Source organism: Nostoc sp. (assembly GCF_036917095.1).
Classification (GTDB): Bacteria; Cyanobacteriota; Cyanobacteriia; order Cyanobacteriales; family Nostocaceae; genus Nostoc.
The window spans coordinates 21,647-38,338 of sequence record NZ_JBALFH010000054.1 but is presented as its reverse complement, the minus strand read 5'-3'; the positions used below and the strand labels follow the sequence as shown (position 1 = coordinate 38,338).

14 protein-coding genes are annotated in these 16,692 nt (G+C 43.6%); 1 reads left to right on the top strand and 13 read right to left on the bottom strand.

Annotation, left to right across the window (positions count from 1 at the left end; genetic code table 11):
* Positions 1–2: 2 nt before the first annotated feature.
* The 3 genes from V7L01_RS31765 to V7L01_RS31755 form a co-directional block, all read right to left on the bottom strand.
* Positions 3–617 (bottom strand): anti-sigma factor family protein, encoded by a 615-nt coding sequence (locus tag V7L01_RS31765; RefSeq protein WP_335042064.1) that lies wholly within the window; start codon positions 615–617, stop codon positions 3–5.
* Positions 618–775: 158 nt separating this feature from the next.
* Positions 776–1,432 (bottom strand): sigma-70 family RNA polymerase sigma factor, encoded by a 657-nt coding sequence (locus V7L01_RS31760; RefSeq protein ID WP_335042062.1) that lies wholly within the window; start codon positions 1,430–1,432, stop codon positions 776–778.
* A gap of 366 nt (positions 1,433–1,798) precedes the next feature.
* Complete coding sequence (locus V7L01_RS31755; RefSeq protein WP_335042060.1) at positions 1,799–1,951, bottom strand: hypothetical protein; 153 nt, start codon at positions 1,949–1,951, stop codon at positions 1,799–1,801.
* A gap of 690 nt (positions 1,952–2,641) precedes the next feature.
* On the opposite strand from V7L01_RS31755, the gene V7L01_RS31750 reads away from it, so the two are divergent.
* Positions 2,642–3,271, top strand: coding sequence for a L,D-transpeptidase (locus V7L01_RS31750; RefSeq protein ID WP_442937059.1), 630 nt, complete (start codon positions 2,642–2,644; stop codon positions 3,269–3,271).
* Between the two features lie 80 nt (positions 3,272–3,351).
* On the opposite strand, the gene V7L01_RS31745 is transcribed toward V7L01_RS31750, so the two are convergent.
* The 10 genes from V7L01_RS31745 to V7L01_RS31700 form a co-directional block, all read right to left on the bottom strand.
* The gene (locus tag V7L01_RS31745; RefSeq protein ID WP_069072163.1) at positions 3,352–3,891 is read right to left on the bottom strand and encodes a late competence development ComFB family protein; all 540 of its coding nucleotides are present in this window, start codon (positions 3,889–3,891) and stop codon (positions 3,352–3,354) included.
* A gap of 121 nt (positions 3,892–4,012) precedes the next feature.
* A complete protein-coding gene (locus tag V7L01_RS31740; RefSeq protein ID WP_335042057.1) occupies positions 4,013–4,948 on the bottom strand; it encodes a M23 family metallopeptidase in 936 nt (311 codons plus the stop codon).
* Between the two features lie 632 nt (positions 4,949–5,580).
* Positions 5,581–6,285: a DevA family ABC transporter ATP-binding protein gene (locus V7L01_RS31735; protein ID WP_335042055.1), complete on the bottom strand. Its 705-nt coding sequence runs from the start codon at positions 6,283–6,285 to the stop codon at positions 5,581–5,583.
* Between the two features lie 95 nt (positions 6,286–6,380).
* Positions 6,381–7,553: an ABC transporter permease DevC gene (gene devC / locus V7L01_RS31730; RefSeq protein WP_335042258.1), complete on the bottom strand. Its 1,173-nt coding sequence runs from the start codon at positions 7,551–7,553 to the stop codon at positions 6,381–6,383.
* Between the two features lie 112 nt (positions 7,554–7,665).
* Positions 7,666–8,862 carry an ABC exporter membrane fusion protein gene (locus V7L01_RS31725; RefSeq protein WP_442937058.1) on the bottom strand — a complete coding sequence of 399 codons (1,197 nt, stop codon included), beginning with the start codon at positions 8,860–8,862 and terminating at the stop codon, positions 7,666–7,668.
* 753 nt (positions 8,863–9,615) lie between these two features.
* Entirely contained in the window at positions 9,616–10,848 is a 1,233-nt protein-coding gene (locus V7L01_RS31720) for a pentapeptide repeat-containing protein (protein ID WP_335042051.1), read from the bottom strand.
* Positions 10,849–11,224: 376 nt separating this feature from the next.
* Complete coding sequence (locus V7L01_RS31715) at positions 11,225–13,192, bottom strand: hybrid sensor histidine kinase/response regulator (protein ID WP_335042049.1); 1,968 nt, start codon at positions 13,190–13,192, stop codon at positions 11,225–11,227.
* Positions 13,192–13,668, bottom strand: a complete 477-nt coding sequence (locus tag V7L01_RS31710; protein WP_335042047.1) for a response regulator — start codon at positions 13,666–13,668, stop codon at positions 13,192–13,194. Before V7L01_RS31710 ends, V7L01_RS31715 begins: the two co-directional genes overlap by 1 nt.
* A complete protein-coding gene (locus V7L01_RS31705; protein ID WP_335042045.1) occupies positions 13,637–16,432 on the bottom strand; it encodes a PAS domain S-box protein in 2,796 nt (931 codons plus the stop codon). Before V7L01_RS31705 ends, V7L01_RS31710 begins: the two co-directional genes overlap by 32 nt.
* A gap of 4 nt (positions 16,433–16,436) precedes the next feature.
* Entirely contained in the window at positions 16,437–16,676 is a 240-nt protein-coding gene (locus tag V7L01_RS31700; RefSeq protein WP_335042042.1) for a helix-turn-helix domain-containing protein, read from the bottom strand.
* Positions 16,677–16,692: the final 16 nt, after the last annotated feature.

Below are 16,692 nucleotides of genomic sequence, written 5' to 3'. Positions count from 1 at the left end.
GATTAATTGATGTCCTGTTTGGAGTCCTGCCGTTGCGGCTGTACCTGATAGATTGAATTTTCCGGAGAGGCTACTGCTGCTTTAGGAATTTCAATTACCGGGTTATTTAGTCCCACCATCAGCGGGGAAGGTGGAAGCATAGACGCTGAGGACGTTTGTATCGGTTCTATGTGTGGTCGTTGTGCCAGTTGCGGTGTTCTCGAACCACCAGCTAGTAAGCCAGATACTGCACCGATCGCACAAGCCGCAACGGCTGCACCTGCCATTATCCAGTTTAAACGGGAACGGCGGCGCAAACGTGTCAATACTTGCTGAACTGTTGCTTCTGGTGACTGTTGGGGTGTCGGCACTGGGAGAGTCCGCAAGCCTTGGCGCAGCTTTAACAATCGGGCATACAAGCATTGAACTGAGGCATCATTTGCCAGCCATTCTTCTACTTGCCTGCGTTCGGAGGCTGTGACTTCACCATCGAGGTAAGCACTCAATAACTCGAAGCGATCGCGCTTCACCATATCCATAAGACCCGTTGATTCATTGGTATGCTTGGCCATTCCATCTGGCAAATCTTGAGGAAGTTGCAAAGGAGAACGGTCGAAAAACTGAGAATCAGTAGTCATCTTAACATTATTACCAATTTATGCACGGGTAAACTGGGCGGGAAATTGGGAAAAATTGGTCAATTTTCCTCCTAAAGGCAGAAGCGATCTACGTCTTTGGTGGTAATTCTTAATCAATGCTTAAATTCTGCCATTGGGCAGAGGCAAGATAATGTAAATTAGGAATCTAGATAATTCTGCAACTGAGCTTGCAGCCTCGATCTAGCTCTGGCTATTCTTGACTTAACTGTTCCTAAGGAAACTCCAGTGATTTCGGCAATTTCTTCGTATGCCATGCCTTCGATTTCTCTGAGGACAATGGTAGTACGAAATACCTCTGGTAAATCCGCGATCGCTTCTCGCAGTTGCTCGTAAAATTCTCTAGTTGTCAGTTCTTCCTCAGGGCCAGGAGTATCGCCAGCGATTTCCCAATCCATCTCGCCGTCCTCTAACGAACGGGGAGCATCCAATGACAAAGGACTCATAACCCGCTTGCGTTTCCGCAACTCATCGTAAAACAAGTTGGTAGCAATGCGGCTTAACCAGCCCCGAAATTTGGGAGGTTCTTGTAATCGGTTAATATTCCGATAGACTCGAATCCAAACTTCTTGAGCCAAATCGGCTCTATCAGCCCAATCTGGAGCCAGGTGATATAGAACTCTATCAACTTGACTTTGATAGCGGCGTAATAGTTCTGCAAACGCAACACGATCTGGTCGCAGTCCCGCTTGACAGCGCAAAATTAAATCGTGGTTAGGGAGTTTGTCAACTTGCACTGATGCTTCTGGATACTTTGCATCAACCGTTGACCAGGATACAGAGATCGACTGACTCATAGATCGTACTGGCTCTAAATCATCCCTATCTATTAGACCTGCTAATGGGACAGAAGTTCCATGCTAAGGTGACGGATTTATGACTGGAACACTGAGGCATACAATTTTGGATACTTTTATAGCAATAAAGAGAGCCACTTTTTCCTTATACTGCTCGCATAGTTGCCCAAGACCCATCAACTAACAAAGGCGCATCTACATGCATGTTTTGGTGATTTTGGCAACTGTGTATCTACGCTTGATAAAAATAATTAAATCTGGTTATAAAAATGAATATAAAAATTTTTGAATTCTAACTTCTCGATCCCTTTAAAATCAAGTAATAATTTCTGGAAGTTGGGTTGCTTTAGTTGCTAAGATGGTGATTTATTTTTTTGATTTAATTACCAGAAGAGTTGCTGATTGTTCTGGTTGTGTGCCGTAGTTAGCACCAGAGTGATGTTGTTCTGGTACGCGAACTTGAAAAAAGAAATTGAGTGAAAATGTAATTGTGACTGCTAACAATAGTTTTTCAAACATGGTTTTTCTTCCACTTACACCATTAATGATTGATTGCTACATTTCAAAAGTTCTACAACAAAGCCCGAGGAGAGGCTTACGACCCCCAAGAATTTTGAGGAATGAGGTTGCTCGCGTGAAATTTTGCTGCTGGGGCAATTCGCATAGTCTTAGTTTGCCCAGACGTGTTGGCAGATTTCTAGCAGAAATGATAAGTATTGATAAATTTTTGATAATCGGATGATGAACTCATCCAATTGCTCGGCTGGATATGTCAGGGATAAACAATAGGCGATGGCAATGGTAAGAAATGAATCTGTAGCACGTATGGTAATGTTGCTTTGTTTTGGTACAGCATTTTTATCTTTAGCTGTCCATTGGCGCATTACTACGGCAGAACGGCAGTCTGAGAAGTCTGCATCTACTTCGATGCGGCGAGATTCTACCCTAACCAATCCCAAGGGAAGCCGCCCAGAGAAAGCCTACAAAAATCTTTCCCAAGTGAGTTTAGGGGAAATTGCGCTGGGTGCATCTATGCCCCCTGATGAAGTAGCCCAAAGGGCGTTTAAACCGAGATCCTCTACTATTAAGCCTCAAACTAAGTCGAAATTAATTAAGAAGAATGTAACGAAAGCAACAGATGGACGCACAATTGTCCGGAGGACGCCTACACTCAGGTCTTCTGCTATTAAGCCTCAAACTAAGTCAAAAATAATTAAGAAGAATGTAGCGAAAACCACTGTTCTGAGAGCTTCTACACTCAAGTCTTCTACTATTACGCTTCCAAATCAGCCCCAAACCATTAAAAAGAATGTAGCTACAACCGATCCACCAACTAAGATGCGGCTGGTAGTACAACCAGAAAGACAAAATCCGGTTGCGGATAGTTGGCCAAAAGCTTTGTGGTCTCAAGCTTCAGCCCAACAAATACCATCTAATAGGCTGGCAGATGCGAAAACGCAAGTAGTGGTTGATTTAAGCGATCGCCGCACCTATGTATACGCAGGAGATGAGGTGATAGCCAGTTACCCAATTGCTGTAGGTAAGAAAGGTTGGGAAACGCCCACAGGTTCTTTCCAAGTGATCCACATGCGACACTATCCAATCTGGCGTCACCCGATTACGGGCAAAGTATTTAAGGCTGGTACGGATAGTCCCTTGGGAGACAGATGGATTGGTTTTTGGTCAGATGGACGGAATGAAATTGGCTTTCATGGCACGCCAGATATTGATTTGGTAGGAACGGCTGTATCTCACGGCTGCTTAAGAATGCGTAATTCTGATGTCCGACTGTTGTATGAGCAAGTTAGTTTAGGGACAACAGTGTTAGTACGTGAATAATTATAGAGTCATTAGTCCTTTGTCCTCTGTCTAAAACAAATGACTAATGACTAATGACTAATGGCCAATGGCTCTTAAAATTATAATTTTTGCTCAAAGTTAGGTGCGTATGTCTGAAGTAAAGCACTAACTTGGCGTACAACCTCATTGCCAGTGTTTTTGCCTAAGGCTTGCCGTTCTGGGAAGAAATTGGGTCGATCGAGGTAACGGTTAATCGCCTCACTTACTTGTTGAGAAATGAAATCTTGGAGTTGTGCCTGAGCCGTTTGGCGTTGGAAGTTAGCACCTTCTTCTGTAGTAGCATACAAAGGTGGTAGCCGATTGAGAGCGTAAGCAGCAATATCCCCAACATCTAGAGAACTTTCGCTGGTGGCTTCAATTTCTGCGACTCGTGCGATCGCTTCCGTCAGTACTAATTCTTCCATGACATTAATGAATTGTTTGCGAGGTACCGCCACTACCTCACCAGTCAATAGCGCACCCATCAGCCGATCCAGCGCCATATACTCTTCAATTGAGAGTTCTGAGGCGTTGTCACAGATTCTACCGACTTCTGCTTCCATTGCTGGTGTCAAATAACCATCCTGGAGAGCTTGTTCTACAATTTTTTCGATGCTCATAACGCTTATCATCATTTATGTTAGCCAAGCGAGGTAGGGACGGTATTAATCCAATTTCTTTTGCCTAATTCTCAGCAAAAAAAATACAAATTATGCACAGACGCGATCAATTCCGCCTCTACTAGTTAACGACCTTAGTTCGCCAAGGTGTTGGATCGACTGATTGTCCGTTGACATACAGACCCCAGTGTAAATGTGGCCCCGTAGCTGCACCGGTTGAACCTACTGCGCCAATTAGTTGACCAGCTTTCACAAAATCACCTTCTTTAACGTTAATACGACTCAGGTGCATGAAAATACTGGTTACTCCTTGACCGTGGTCAATGCCAACTACATTCCCGTGAACCCGAAACCCTTGGGATACCCTACCTACCAAAGCAACTCGCCCAGCGGCTGGAGAAATTACCGGTGAGCCGGCAGCACCAGCGTAGTCAAGACCACGATGATAGTAGTCCTTTGCAAATGTACCATTATAGTAGCGACGTACACCATAGTTTGTACTCATCCGCCCTGCATTTGGCTTTAGAAATACTCCATTCCAATACTTTTCTGGTGTTTGTAGTGCCTTAAAAGCTGCCACGCGTTTAAGTTCATGCTCTGTGGCATCTACTCCGGCTTTGCCAGGTGGCAAATTAATGCGTTGTACGGGGAACTTGCGATTAAGCACGTTGACTGCCAAGTTTTGCACCTGACTATCCCCTGCAACCCGAAGTGTTCTAGTTCCAGCTTTTTCTAATGGAGTTGTGGGAACCAAAGCTCGATACTGATTGGGTGCAATTTCAAAGGCTGGGTATGTATTCTTACCACTAGCTACTGTTGGATTTGTACTATTCTCCGGATTATCTAGATTAATCTCCACCGAGAGTGTATCCCCTAATTTAGGATTAGTTGGAGTCACTTTTACTTGTAAAGCATCTACAGGCAATGCCAAGGTGAGAGGGAGAACAGCAAATATTCCCTTTAACACATTTATTGCACGACGTTTGGCTGTCAACGTTTTGACATCAAAACCGAGCAACTTTTTGTTTGAACTACTAGCGCTATTCTCAATAATCATAGAACTACAAAAAATCCCTTGCTTGTGTTGGAAAATAGACTAGCTTGCGATCGCCAGTGTTTCTTGTTTGAAGTCGATATTGTTGAAAACCATAAATCTTAGGAAATTCTCCAGCTACTTATGGATTTGCAAGGGGGAATGATTTTATCTGTAATTTTAGTGAATTGGGCTTAACTCTAAAACCAAGGTGTATGACATTGGCAATGAGCATAAAATTTAACTAGATTGATGGCAAAAAGCCTATCGTGGCTTGCCATAGGTGTTACTTGTTAAGCAACAAAGTAAACTCGTTTTGGTTACAGTCATTACATAATGATACTTGAAGGAAATCTTGGAATCAACTGGACACTTGTTCAACTGGACACTAATATCACACCGTTAGGTTAAAATCGCTATAGGGAAATCACTTACACCAGCTAAGTAAGTCGGCGAGAATAAATCAAACTATATTAAATAATGTAAATAAATGTAAAGAATATTAATGTCTTAGAAATCTGCTCGTATTGTTCGCGTAGCGTTTGTTAGTGGCGCTTTCGCTAACAAACCATAAATCTAATGCACAAATTTTAGTCGTGCCACGGCACACAGAAGATTTACTTTATAAATCAACTCTGAATCATGGAATATGCTGCTCAACTTGAGGCTGATAATATGACTTTTGACTTGAGTTTGCCATCTTCCATGTCAACGATGCGATCGGCAATGTCTAGGATGCGGTTGTCATGAGTAACCATCAAGATAGTACAGCCTTGTTCTTTTGCTAGTTTTTGCATCAGATTGACTACATCTCGTCCTGATTGACTGTCAAGAGCGGCAGTGGGTTCATCCGCTAGGATTATTTGAGGATGACTGACTAAAGCACGAGCGATCGCTACTCTTTGTTTTTGTCCGCCGGACAGTTTATCAGGATAGTAATGCAAGTGATTTCCTAATCCTACCTGTTCTAGCATTTGGGCCGATCTAGCTTGCATCTTTTTTAACCCAAGATGTTTGTGCAATTCCAAAGCCATTTTGACATTTTGGAGTGCTGTCAAACTACCATGCAAGTTATGTGCTTGAAAAATATAACCGTTATGGCGTCGCGCTTCTACTAGTTGTTCGGCACTAGCACCACAAAGTTCTCGTTCCAACACCCGCAAACTACCAGATTGGGTAGAACGCAACCCACCCACTAAAGTCAGCAAGGTAGTCTTTCCAGAACCAGAGGGCCCAGTCATGATAATAATTTCACCAGTGTTAATCTCTAAGTTGATATTAGATAAAACTTGCTTGCGAAGTGAGCCGCGACCAAAATGGTGGTCGAGATTCTGGATGAAGATGACGGGTTTGCTAGTCATAAGTAGCTCGATTACTCGTGATGACCGTCATTTGCCCTTAGTCATTAGTCATTTGTTACTACAAAGGACAAATGACCAATGACTAATGACAATTTTTAAAACATATCAGCAGGGTCGGTGGCTTGGAGTTTGCGGGTGGCGATCGCACCAGAAATTGCACACATAATTATAGTCAGCACTAATACCTGCAATGCCCGAATCGCGGTCATATACATGGGCAAATTTGTAGCACTGCGAGTCAGTTGGTAAAGTGCTAAGGACACTCCCAATCCAGGGAAGAAGCCCAGTGCTGCCAATATTAACGATTCTTCAAGCACCACACCTAGCAGGTAGTAATTGTGATATCCCATTGCTTTGAAGGTGGCGTATTCTCGAACGTGGGCATTAACATCGGTGGAAAGGACTTGATAGACGATAATCACGCCCACTACAAACCCCATCGATACACCCAGGCTGAAAATAAACCCAATTGGAGAATTTGTTCTCCAGAAGTTGTTCTCAAATTCAATAAATTCGGCGTGGGTTAATACTCTGACATCATCTCTTAGATAGGCTTTCAATGTTGCTGCCACTTTTTTCGGGTCATAGCCTGGTTTTACTTTAATCAAACCTAGACTGACACTGCTTGACTGTCGCCCAGAAAATAGCCGCAAAAAGTTTTGATCGCTGGTAATCAAATTGCCATCAGAACCAAAGGAAGCCCCGACTTGAAATAAGCCACTAATGGTAATTGTGCGCCGTTCTATTTCGGCAGTCAGGGTTTTACCTTGGTTAATTCGAGCGATCGCTTTTTGATAATCTCCTCTAGCGCCACGGTCAAACAAGACGGTATCCGGCAGTTTGATCGCTTGCAATTGCTGGTTAACATCAGGTAAGTCAAAAGCTGGCTTATCTGGGTTGAAACCGATAACTAAAACCCCCGTCTCACGATGTGTTTGGGGATTTTTCCAGATTGTGTTGTTGAAATACATTGGTTCTGCCGACTTCACCCCTGGTATATCCATTGCTTGGTAAAGTCGCCGCCGAGAAAACGTAGACAAGCTTGGCAAGTTACGGGCTTGGGGACTGGTTAAAACAATGTCTGCTTCCAAACTACGATGCAATCTAGTGTTGCTGTCATACAGTGCAGTCTGAAAGCCTAGCTGCATGAACATAAGAAGATCCGCAAAGGCAATGCCTGACAATGCCACTAAGAAACGGCTTTTTTCATGATTCAGTTGCAGCCATCCTAGAGGGGTTCGCCGTCGCAGTTGTTCGATCAATCCCATCATAGTGGGGAGTGTGGGGATGAGGGGACAAGGGAGTAAGGGAGTAACGAAGAAGAATTAATAACCAATGACAAATGACAAATGACTAATGACAAATGACTAATGACTAATTTCACAGTTCAATTACTGCCTTAACTTGCATATTGGTTAAGGCGGCAGCTTTTTGGCTGGAGGCTTCATCTAGTCGGATATGGACTTCCACTACTCTGCTGTCGATATTGCTGACGGGATCTGTGTTAATGACATTCTGCCGCCGCACTTGCAAGCCTTTGCGATCTACGATTCCCTGCAATTCAATCGGGAGGTAATCACCAGATACTCGCACTTGCTGCCCTGAATGCACTTTGCCGATATCGCTTTCGTAGACTTCGGCTATGACATACATCTGGTTGGTTTGCCCGATATCAGCAATGCCATCATTCGATATTAATTCGCCAGGATGGGTATGGATCTCGAATATCTGGCCATTTTGAGGCGATTGCACTTCAGCCTGATTGAGGTTGACTTTTGCTAGATTCATGACTGCTATGGCACGATTGACTTCTGCTTGGGCAGCTTCTACATCCACTCCTCGCACTTCGGCGATTTCATCAAGTTTTGCTGTGGCTTCTTTGATCTGTTGCTGGCTAGTTGATTGGGTACGATTTAATTGCGCCTGTGCTTCTCGCAAGCTTTTTTGGGCAGTTTCCAAGTTTAAGTGCTTACTATCCCGTTGAGAGGCAGAAATTGCGCCCTGTTGAGATAGTTGCTGATAGCGTTCGTCTTCTGCTTGGGCGTTACGCACTTCGGCTTGGAACCGTTCAATTGTCGCTGTTTGGGCATTAATATCACCTTGGCGTTCTGCTTCTAAACGGGCGATCGCAGCTTTTTGGGCGGCAATTTCACCGGGTTTAGCACCTGCTTGGGTGCGGTTTAGGTTTGCCTGGGCTACCTTTACTTGTTCTTGCGCCTCTTTTAATGCTGCTTGCAAGCGATCGCGGCTGTTCAAAATCGCGATCGCTTGTCCTGCTTTTACCCTATCCCCCTCCTTCACTAACAACTTTTCTACCCGACTTCCTTCCGCAGACACCGCAGCAGAAAGTTTAATTACTTTTCCTTGTGGTTCAATCCGCCCTAAAGCTGTTACCGTTTTTAACTGTGGCAATTGTGTTGCTGGCACTTGTGCCTCTGAATTTGCATAATTTTGCCAGCGTTTTACTATATAAAAACTTATTCCGCTAACCAATAAAGATGCAATTATACCTATAGCAACGGATGGACGCAGAATAGACTTAGGGAACGTTCTGTACCCTAGCTTTGAGTTTCGCACCATAGATTACCTCTTAACTAGTGGCGCAGAAAAAACTAAATAGATTAAGTTGTTCTCTTTGCTAATTTTTACTTCCTTTGTTAGTTTTATTTATCGATTCAGTGTTCATAAAAAATGAAAATCGTTGATAATTTACCAACCTATGGCAATTTAACTGGATAAAATAACAACAAGTTACTCTCCAGAATTAAAAGTTTTATGTTCCTGAGGAACTACTTTTGTTTTTTTGAATGTACTCAGGTATGGTAAACGGTTTCAAAATTTCGGGTTGTAACAGTGCCAACAAACAACAGACAAATTCAATTAGAAGGAAATCTTTTCTGTCATGAAAGGCTAATAAATTTAAATTACTAAAAAATCTCTTGGAATTTGATATTTATATAATTTTCAGTGATATATTTCACTGCTAAAAGTTATTTATTGGAATTGTCTTTGAAATTGACCAACTCTTTTGCTACCAATAACTTTAGTGCGCGATCGCAGTTGTGTCGAGAACCTCTCGGCATTTTATAATTGTTAGGAATTTAAATTACGTAAAATATGCGTACCTAAGAGGTTATTTTAAAAATGTTTGGCTGTGATTTTAGGCACTTATTTATCCCCCCTAACCCCTGTAAAAAAGGGGGGCAAATCAAAGTCCCCCTTTTTAAGGGGGACTTAGAGGTATTTATAACTTTTGATCCGGTCAAGAGAACTTTTAAAATATCCTCTAATGTGTAATCTAGTTTTAAATGCTAAAATTTAAGCTTTTTGTTATTTCCAGTGTTTGGGTATTTTAAAGTTTTCCGGTAAGATTGTTGTGCGATCGCCAATTGCTTGTTCAATCTGCTGTAATTCTAGGTTTTCAGAACCGCTAAAGTTTGCTCTATAGAGGTTAGCTTCTTGGAAGTTAGCTTCTTGGAGGTTGGCTGTACTCAGTAATACACCTTCTAGGTTGGCTCCAGCAAGTTTTGCCCTGTGCAAGTTACTGCCAATCAGGTTTGCATCTAGAAGGTTGCTACCCTCAAAGTTTACTTCTTCCAAGTTGGCATCACAAAGGATTGCTCCTTCTAAGTTGGCATCACAAAGAACTGCGCCTGTTAAGTTAGCATCACAAAGAACTGCACCTTCCAAATTGGCATCATAAAGGATTGCCTTAGAGAGATTCGCTTTTCTGAGGACTACGCCTTGGAGATTGGCTTCTGGGAGGATTGCTTTAGAGAGGTTGGCTTGATAGAAAATTGAGCCACAAAGATAGGTTACTGATAAGTCTGCCTCAGAGAGATTTGCTCGTGTAAAATTGACCCATTGCAAGTTAGCTCCTGCGAGGATTGCTTTAGAGAGGTTAGCTTCCGTTAAATCTGCATTACTGAGGTCTGTATTGCGTAAATCTAGTTTCTGATTTACCGGATCTTTATGAGAATCGCGTCGTCCAATGACAGTTAAGGCTGTTTGAATATCTGTAGGAAGTTTTGATGACTCCTGTGATTCGTCCTGATTCACCGAGGCATTCTCGCGGATAAAAGCAGCGAGGATTTCCATAATTGTCCAATGGTCTTTCGGAGAATCCTTGGCAATTCGTTCTAAAGCATAAATTGCGGCAAATCGCGTTTCTATCTTTTCATTTCCCAACTGTTCGATTGCTTTAGAAAAACGTTCTGGAACAATTTCTTCTGGAGTTTGTTGAGTGCTCTTAATGTCAGTTACGATGTTGTCGTTCCAAGCTAGTGTCCTACCAAGGAGTTTGGTTAATACACTCTGATTTTCACCAAAAGAGAGTCTGGAAGTATAGTAAGCATTAATAATTAATGCTAATCCCCCAATGATTATCGCAAGAGTTGTTAATGCTTGATTAATATATTGGATTTTTTCTTGATTTGAAAAGCCTTCAATATTCTCAAAGAATGAAAAAATTAGAGTTAATGAGAAAATAAATATAATTGAGATAAATACAAACAAACTCGTAAGTCCATTTATCTTTATGAAAGACATGTCATAAGCCTTCATATCTGACTCCTTACGTAAACAAATTTAGGTTGATTCTAAGAGCATCTGTAAAGTTATGATAGAGTACAAACACGGATATAGTTGACGAACTCTTAATTCTACTATCAAATAATAATCATCTATAATCATCTATATAGGAATCCTCTTTTTGAAAGTCACAAGCTCAGATCGCCGACTTTCTAGAGAAGTCAGGGATGTGATTATTCACGAATGATTAATTAGGGCGATATAAATACGTAATTGAGATACAAGATTTTTATACGTTAACCGCAGGTATGTCCAGGCAATTGAAAACGCGATATTACCTGTAAAGAATAGTTTAAAATCTGTAACATTAACGGGGTTCAGCTAATGGACTCAGGTTTATAACAAATACCTAAGTAGATTGGACTAAATTAGTAATTGCTGCGAGCAATTCCTCTGGTGCTACAGGTTTAACGATGTGCTGTTGAAACCCTGCTTTTATTGCTTGCTGCTGATTGATTTGGCCTGCATAAGCAGTCAGAGCGATCGCTGGAATCTGTTTTCCCCCTACTGCTGCTTCTTGAGTCCGTACCTGTTGCATCAGCATATAGCCGTTCATCTCTGGCATCCCAATATCGCTGAGTAAGATATCTGGCTTTGACTGTGTTAGCGCTTGTAATGCTTCATCGCCTGATGCTACTGCGATGACGATCGCTCCAAACTGTTCCAGCACAAAACTAAAAAAGTCGCGGGTGTCTGCATTGTCATCCACAATCAGCACTTGTAGACCCATGAGGGGAGAAAAAGGAAAAACAGCAGTTGAGGAATCGGCATTTGTGTCATCCTTAATTATTGCACTGTCCTTAAGTAGTGGTAACCTAACTGTGAAGATCGCTCCTTGCTCCTCGCCAAGACTCTCGGCGCAAACCGTTCCACCATGCATCTCAATCAAGTGACGGGCGATCGCTAAACCTAACCCTAGCCCACCAAACTTTCTGGTTGTTGTACTGTCACCCTGACGGAAATAGTCAAACACATGAGGTAGGAAGTCTGGGTGAATGCCCTTACCTGTGTCGCTGACGGTAATCTGCGCTTGGGCATCGATGCACTCCAATCGCACATTTACTTGTCCCCCAGTCGCTGTAAACTTGACGGCATTCGATAACAGGTTCCAAAGGACTTGCTGTAAGCGAGCTGAATCACCCAGAACTTTCCCCACAGTTGGATCGAGCATCGTCTCAATCTGAATGGTTTTAGCCTCCGCTGCCAAATGCACAGTTTCCATTGCAGCTTCAATGGTGGATGCCAGATTGACTGGCATCATGTTGAGATTGAGTTTACCTTGAAGGATGCGAGAAACATCCAGCAAGTCTTCAATGAGTTGAGCTTGTAATTTGGCATTGCGCTCAATGGTTTCCAGTGCTTTTTTGAGCGGAATCTCCTCAAATTTTCGCATTTGCAATAGTTTTGCCCAACCAAGAATCGGATTTAGCGGCGATCGCAATTCATGGGAAAGTACTGCTAGAAACTCATCTTTTATCTGGTTGGCAGCCTCTGCTTCCTCCCTAGCTCTTTTCTCTAGTTGCAAAAGGCGATCGCGTTCTGATTCGGTGCGTTTGCGATCGGTGATATCAGTTAGCATTGCGATCGCACCTAAGAACTCATTTTGTTCATTCAAAATTGCTCTAGCAGAAATCAGTGTCCAGATGTACGAACCATCTTTGCAGCGCAATCGAGCTTCTTTAAGATCGCTCCCCTCTTTCTCAAGCCACTTCAATTTCTCTTCGGGTGTTATCCCATCAATCCGATCGATAAAATCAAACATGGAACGACCGAGCATTTCTTCTGCCGGATAGCCCAACATCTGCGACAACCGCTGATTCACATACTCTGTTTGAGTTTGAGAATCAATCATCCAGATTCCCTCATAAGACGTATCAACAATTCGGCGATACCTGGCTTCACTCTTTTGTAAGGATTTCTCTGCTCCCTTGCGCTCACGTCGCTCTTTAGCTTCCCGCAATGCTCGTTGCACCGAAGGAACTAATCGCCCGAGTCGTTGCTTTAATACATAATCGGTTGCACCGTTTTTTAAGGCTTCGATCGCTAATTCTTCACCTAGCGCCGCAGAGACAAAGATAAAAGGAACCTCTGGACATTGATTTCGGGCAATTTCCAAGGCAGAAATTCCATCAAAAGATGGCAAGGCATAATCGGCAAGAATTAAATCGAAAGCCTCCGCTTGCACAGCAGCTAGGAAATCAGCACCAGTTTCGACTCGTATCAGTTCGCAATTAATTCCCCCTTCAGTTAACATCGCTTGGGTAAGCTCTGCATCTAACATACTGTCTTCCAAAAGGAGAAAACGCAGGACATTCATCATTTACTCTCCTGTTGACGATGAGGTGCAGAAGGTAGAGCGCCAAGAGGTGGCTGATTAATCATTGCCCAAAACAGTCCCACACCCTTGATAGCATCGGCAAACTCATGATAATTTACTGGCTTGACGACATAGGCATTCACCCCTAACTCGTAGCATCGAACTAAATCTGGCTCCTCACGAGAAGAAGTTAGGACTACGATTGGAATCACTCGCATCATTGGGTCAGATTTGAGTTGTGCCAGCACTTCTAGTCCATCAATTTTAGGTAGTTTCAAATCGAGCAGCACCACAACAGGATGCCCCTCCATTCGCAACCGGAATAGCCCCCGGCGATAGAGATAATCCAGGGCTTCCTCTCCATCACGTACCACCACCACTTCATTAGCGAGATGATTTTCCGACAAAGCAGCCAGTATTAATTCTGCATCGTTGGCACTGTCTTCAATCAGCAGAATTCGTTTGAGTTCTTTCATCACTCTCCTTTGTTAACAACTTAGGCAGCGAGAAATAAAAGGTGGCTCCTTTATCAACTACAGCCTCCGCCCAGACTCGACCATTATGTCGATGAATAATGCGTTGCACGTTTGCCAATCCAACACCTGTGCCTTCAAATTGTGGCTCGCTATGCAGGCGTTGAAATACTCCGAATAGCTTGTGAACATATTGCATATTGAAGCCTACGCCGTTATCTTGTACAAAAAAGACAACTTCGTTTTCATTGTTAGTACTTCCAACAGTAATTTCTGCTGGGTTTCGAGTCTGGGTATATTTTACGGCATTGTCTATTAGGTTGCGAAGGACGAGCCGCAGCATGGAGGGGTCAGCCTGCACTTCTGGGAGTGGCTCTATGTGCCAATGGATTGTGCGTCCTTGGGTTTCTGTGAGCAAATCGCGTTTTATCCCTTGCACCAGTTGCTCCATATTGATGTTGATATAGCGCATCTCGGTGCGCCCCATGCGAGAAAATGTGAGCAACTCATCGATTAGTATTCCTGCCTGTTTTGCAGTTTCGGCAATTATTTTCAAATAGCGCTGACTCGTTTCATCTAAGTTTGTTGAGTTATGCCGCTTTTGAAGCAATTCTACAAATCCGGCGATGTGGCGAAACGGTGCTCGCAAGTCATGAGAAACTGAATAAGAAAAGGATTCTAGTTCCTTGTTGGCAGCTTGGAGTTCGATGGTGCGCTCTTGAATCCCTTGTTCCAGCATTTCGTTGAGTTGTTGCAGGGCGGTTTCGGCAACTTTGCGATCGTGAATGTCGCTGGTGATGCCCACCCACTTGATAATCTGTCCGGCTGCATCTCGAAATGGCAAACTCCGCGCCAGATGCCAACGATAGCTACCATCAGAAACTCGACGGTAGCGAATTTCTGCTTCATAGTTTGTGCCGTCAGCAACAGCCTGCTTCCAAGTTTTCAAGACGCGCATATAGTCATCTGGGTGAATGACACAAGTCCAGCCATGCCCTAGAGTCTGCTCCATTGTCAGTCCGGTGTAGTCAAACCAGTATTGATTGCAATAGGTAATTACACCATCGCTATTACCCATCCAAATAGCCAGGGGTGACACTTCCGTTAAAATTCGATATCGCTCCTCACTGTCACGTAGGGCAACTTCTGCCAAGTTGCGATCGTCGATATCAACACACGAGCCGATATAGCCGAGAAATTCCCCAGATGGTGCAAACCGAGGTACACCAGTATCAAAAAGCCAACGGTATTCGCAATCATTGCGTCTAAGGCGATATTCCATTTGAAAATTTTGTCGGGCATCAAAGGCATTGGTGTATGTGTCTAAGCAACGCTGAAAATCATCGGGATGAACACCTTCAGTCCAACCATTGCCCATCTCTTGCTCCAGAGTCCGCCCAGTAAAATCTAGCCAGGGTTTATTAAAGTAGTTACAAAGTTTGTCAGTGCCGGACATCCATATCAGTACGGGGGCAGTGTCTGCCATCTGGCGAAAGCGGGCTTCACTTTCACGCAACGCTGCTTCTGTTTGCTGGCGATCGCTAATGTCGGCAATCAGTCCCAGCATCCGCACTGCATCTCCTTGAGCATTATGATAAATATGACCCCGCGCCCAAATCCAGCGTAATTCTCCATCTGCACGGCGAATGCGGCACTGAAAGTCCCAGGTATCCTGATTAATTAGAGCAGTCCGAAATTTGGCATCAACCAAAGCGCGATCTTCAGGTAAGACGTGCTCTAGGAACATATTGTAAGTCCATTCGGGTAGGAGAGACTCATAACCAAAGATTTGGTCGTGTCGTAGGGAACGGCGAGCAGTCTGGTTGCTCAAGTCCATATCCCAATCGCCTAACTCTGCGGTTTGCAGGGCAAAGTTTAGCCGCTCATTGCTCTCGCGCAACGCCTCCTCTGCCTGCTGACGTTTGCGTAGCGCAGCTTGCTGTTCGCTGATGTCAACGATCAACGCTGCATACCCTTCAACGATTCCCTGTCTATTAAACTGGGGAACGTAAATAGCATTAATGTAGCGTGTGCCACCATCTTTATAAGGAACTTGACTTTCAAAAGTAACCTGCTCTCCTGCCAGTACTTGTTCCACATAGGGACGAACCACCCCATAAGCGGATTCACCTACAACTTCCCAAATATGCTTTCCATAAACTTCTGCCGCCGACTGCCCAAACCACTCTTCATAGGCTCGGTTGTTGAAGCGGTAGCGTTGTTCTGAATCTACAAAGGAAATTAGAACTGGCAACGTATCTGTAATCAAGCGAAGTTCTGTTTCTCGTTGCCGCAGTGCTTCCTCATTGGACTCTGTTAAGCGACCAAACCGTACTTCGCTTTCGCTTAGTAACTTCAGACTTTCCTCCGCTTTCCGTTGGGCTATGCGGCGTGATTCGTTGAGCCAACTGATTAACCCTGTTGTCAGCATGAACACTACCAAGGGAACTACAATATTCAGATTTGTAATGTTCTGCGGATAGAGTGGCTTAAAAAAGAAGTAATTGATTGCCAAAGTAGACAAAACGGTTGCAAGTAACCCTGAACCCAAGCCACCGTACCAGGCACTCACCATCACCGCAGCAAAAAACAGCGCAGCAGGCGTTGGAGTGAGATATGGATTGAGTAGCAGAGTTGCCCACAGAGCTAAGGCAACGGATAATAAAGCAACACCATAGTGCAGCAGTTGCTCTCGGATAAATGCGCCCTTGTCTATACCACCAGCAAAGATGTTTTGGGATTCAGATGCTCTCGCCTTACGACTCATAACCCTATTCTGCTTCTGGAAAATACTGATTTAGCAGTTTTTTGCCGGGTTCACCCATCTTCCGCAACATTTCTTCTATTAGTTTTAAGGCTATCCGTGAAGGCACTGTATGCCCATTCTCCCAGCGGTTGACTGTTTTGAAGGAAACTCCTAATCTAACAGCAAACTGTTTCTGAGAAAGATTAAGTTGCTGCCGAAGTTCGCGAGTTAAATCTAAAATTTCCAGCCGCTTTGTTACAGACATCTCTTTTTCCTATTCC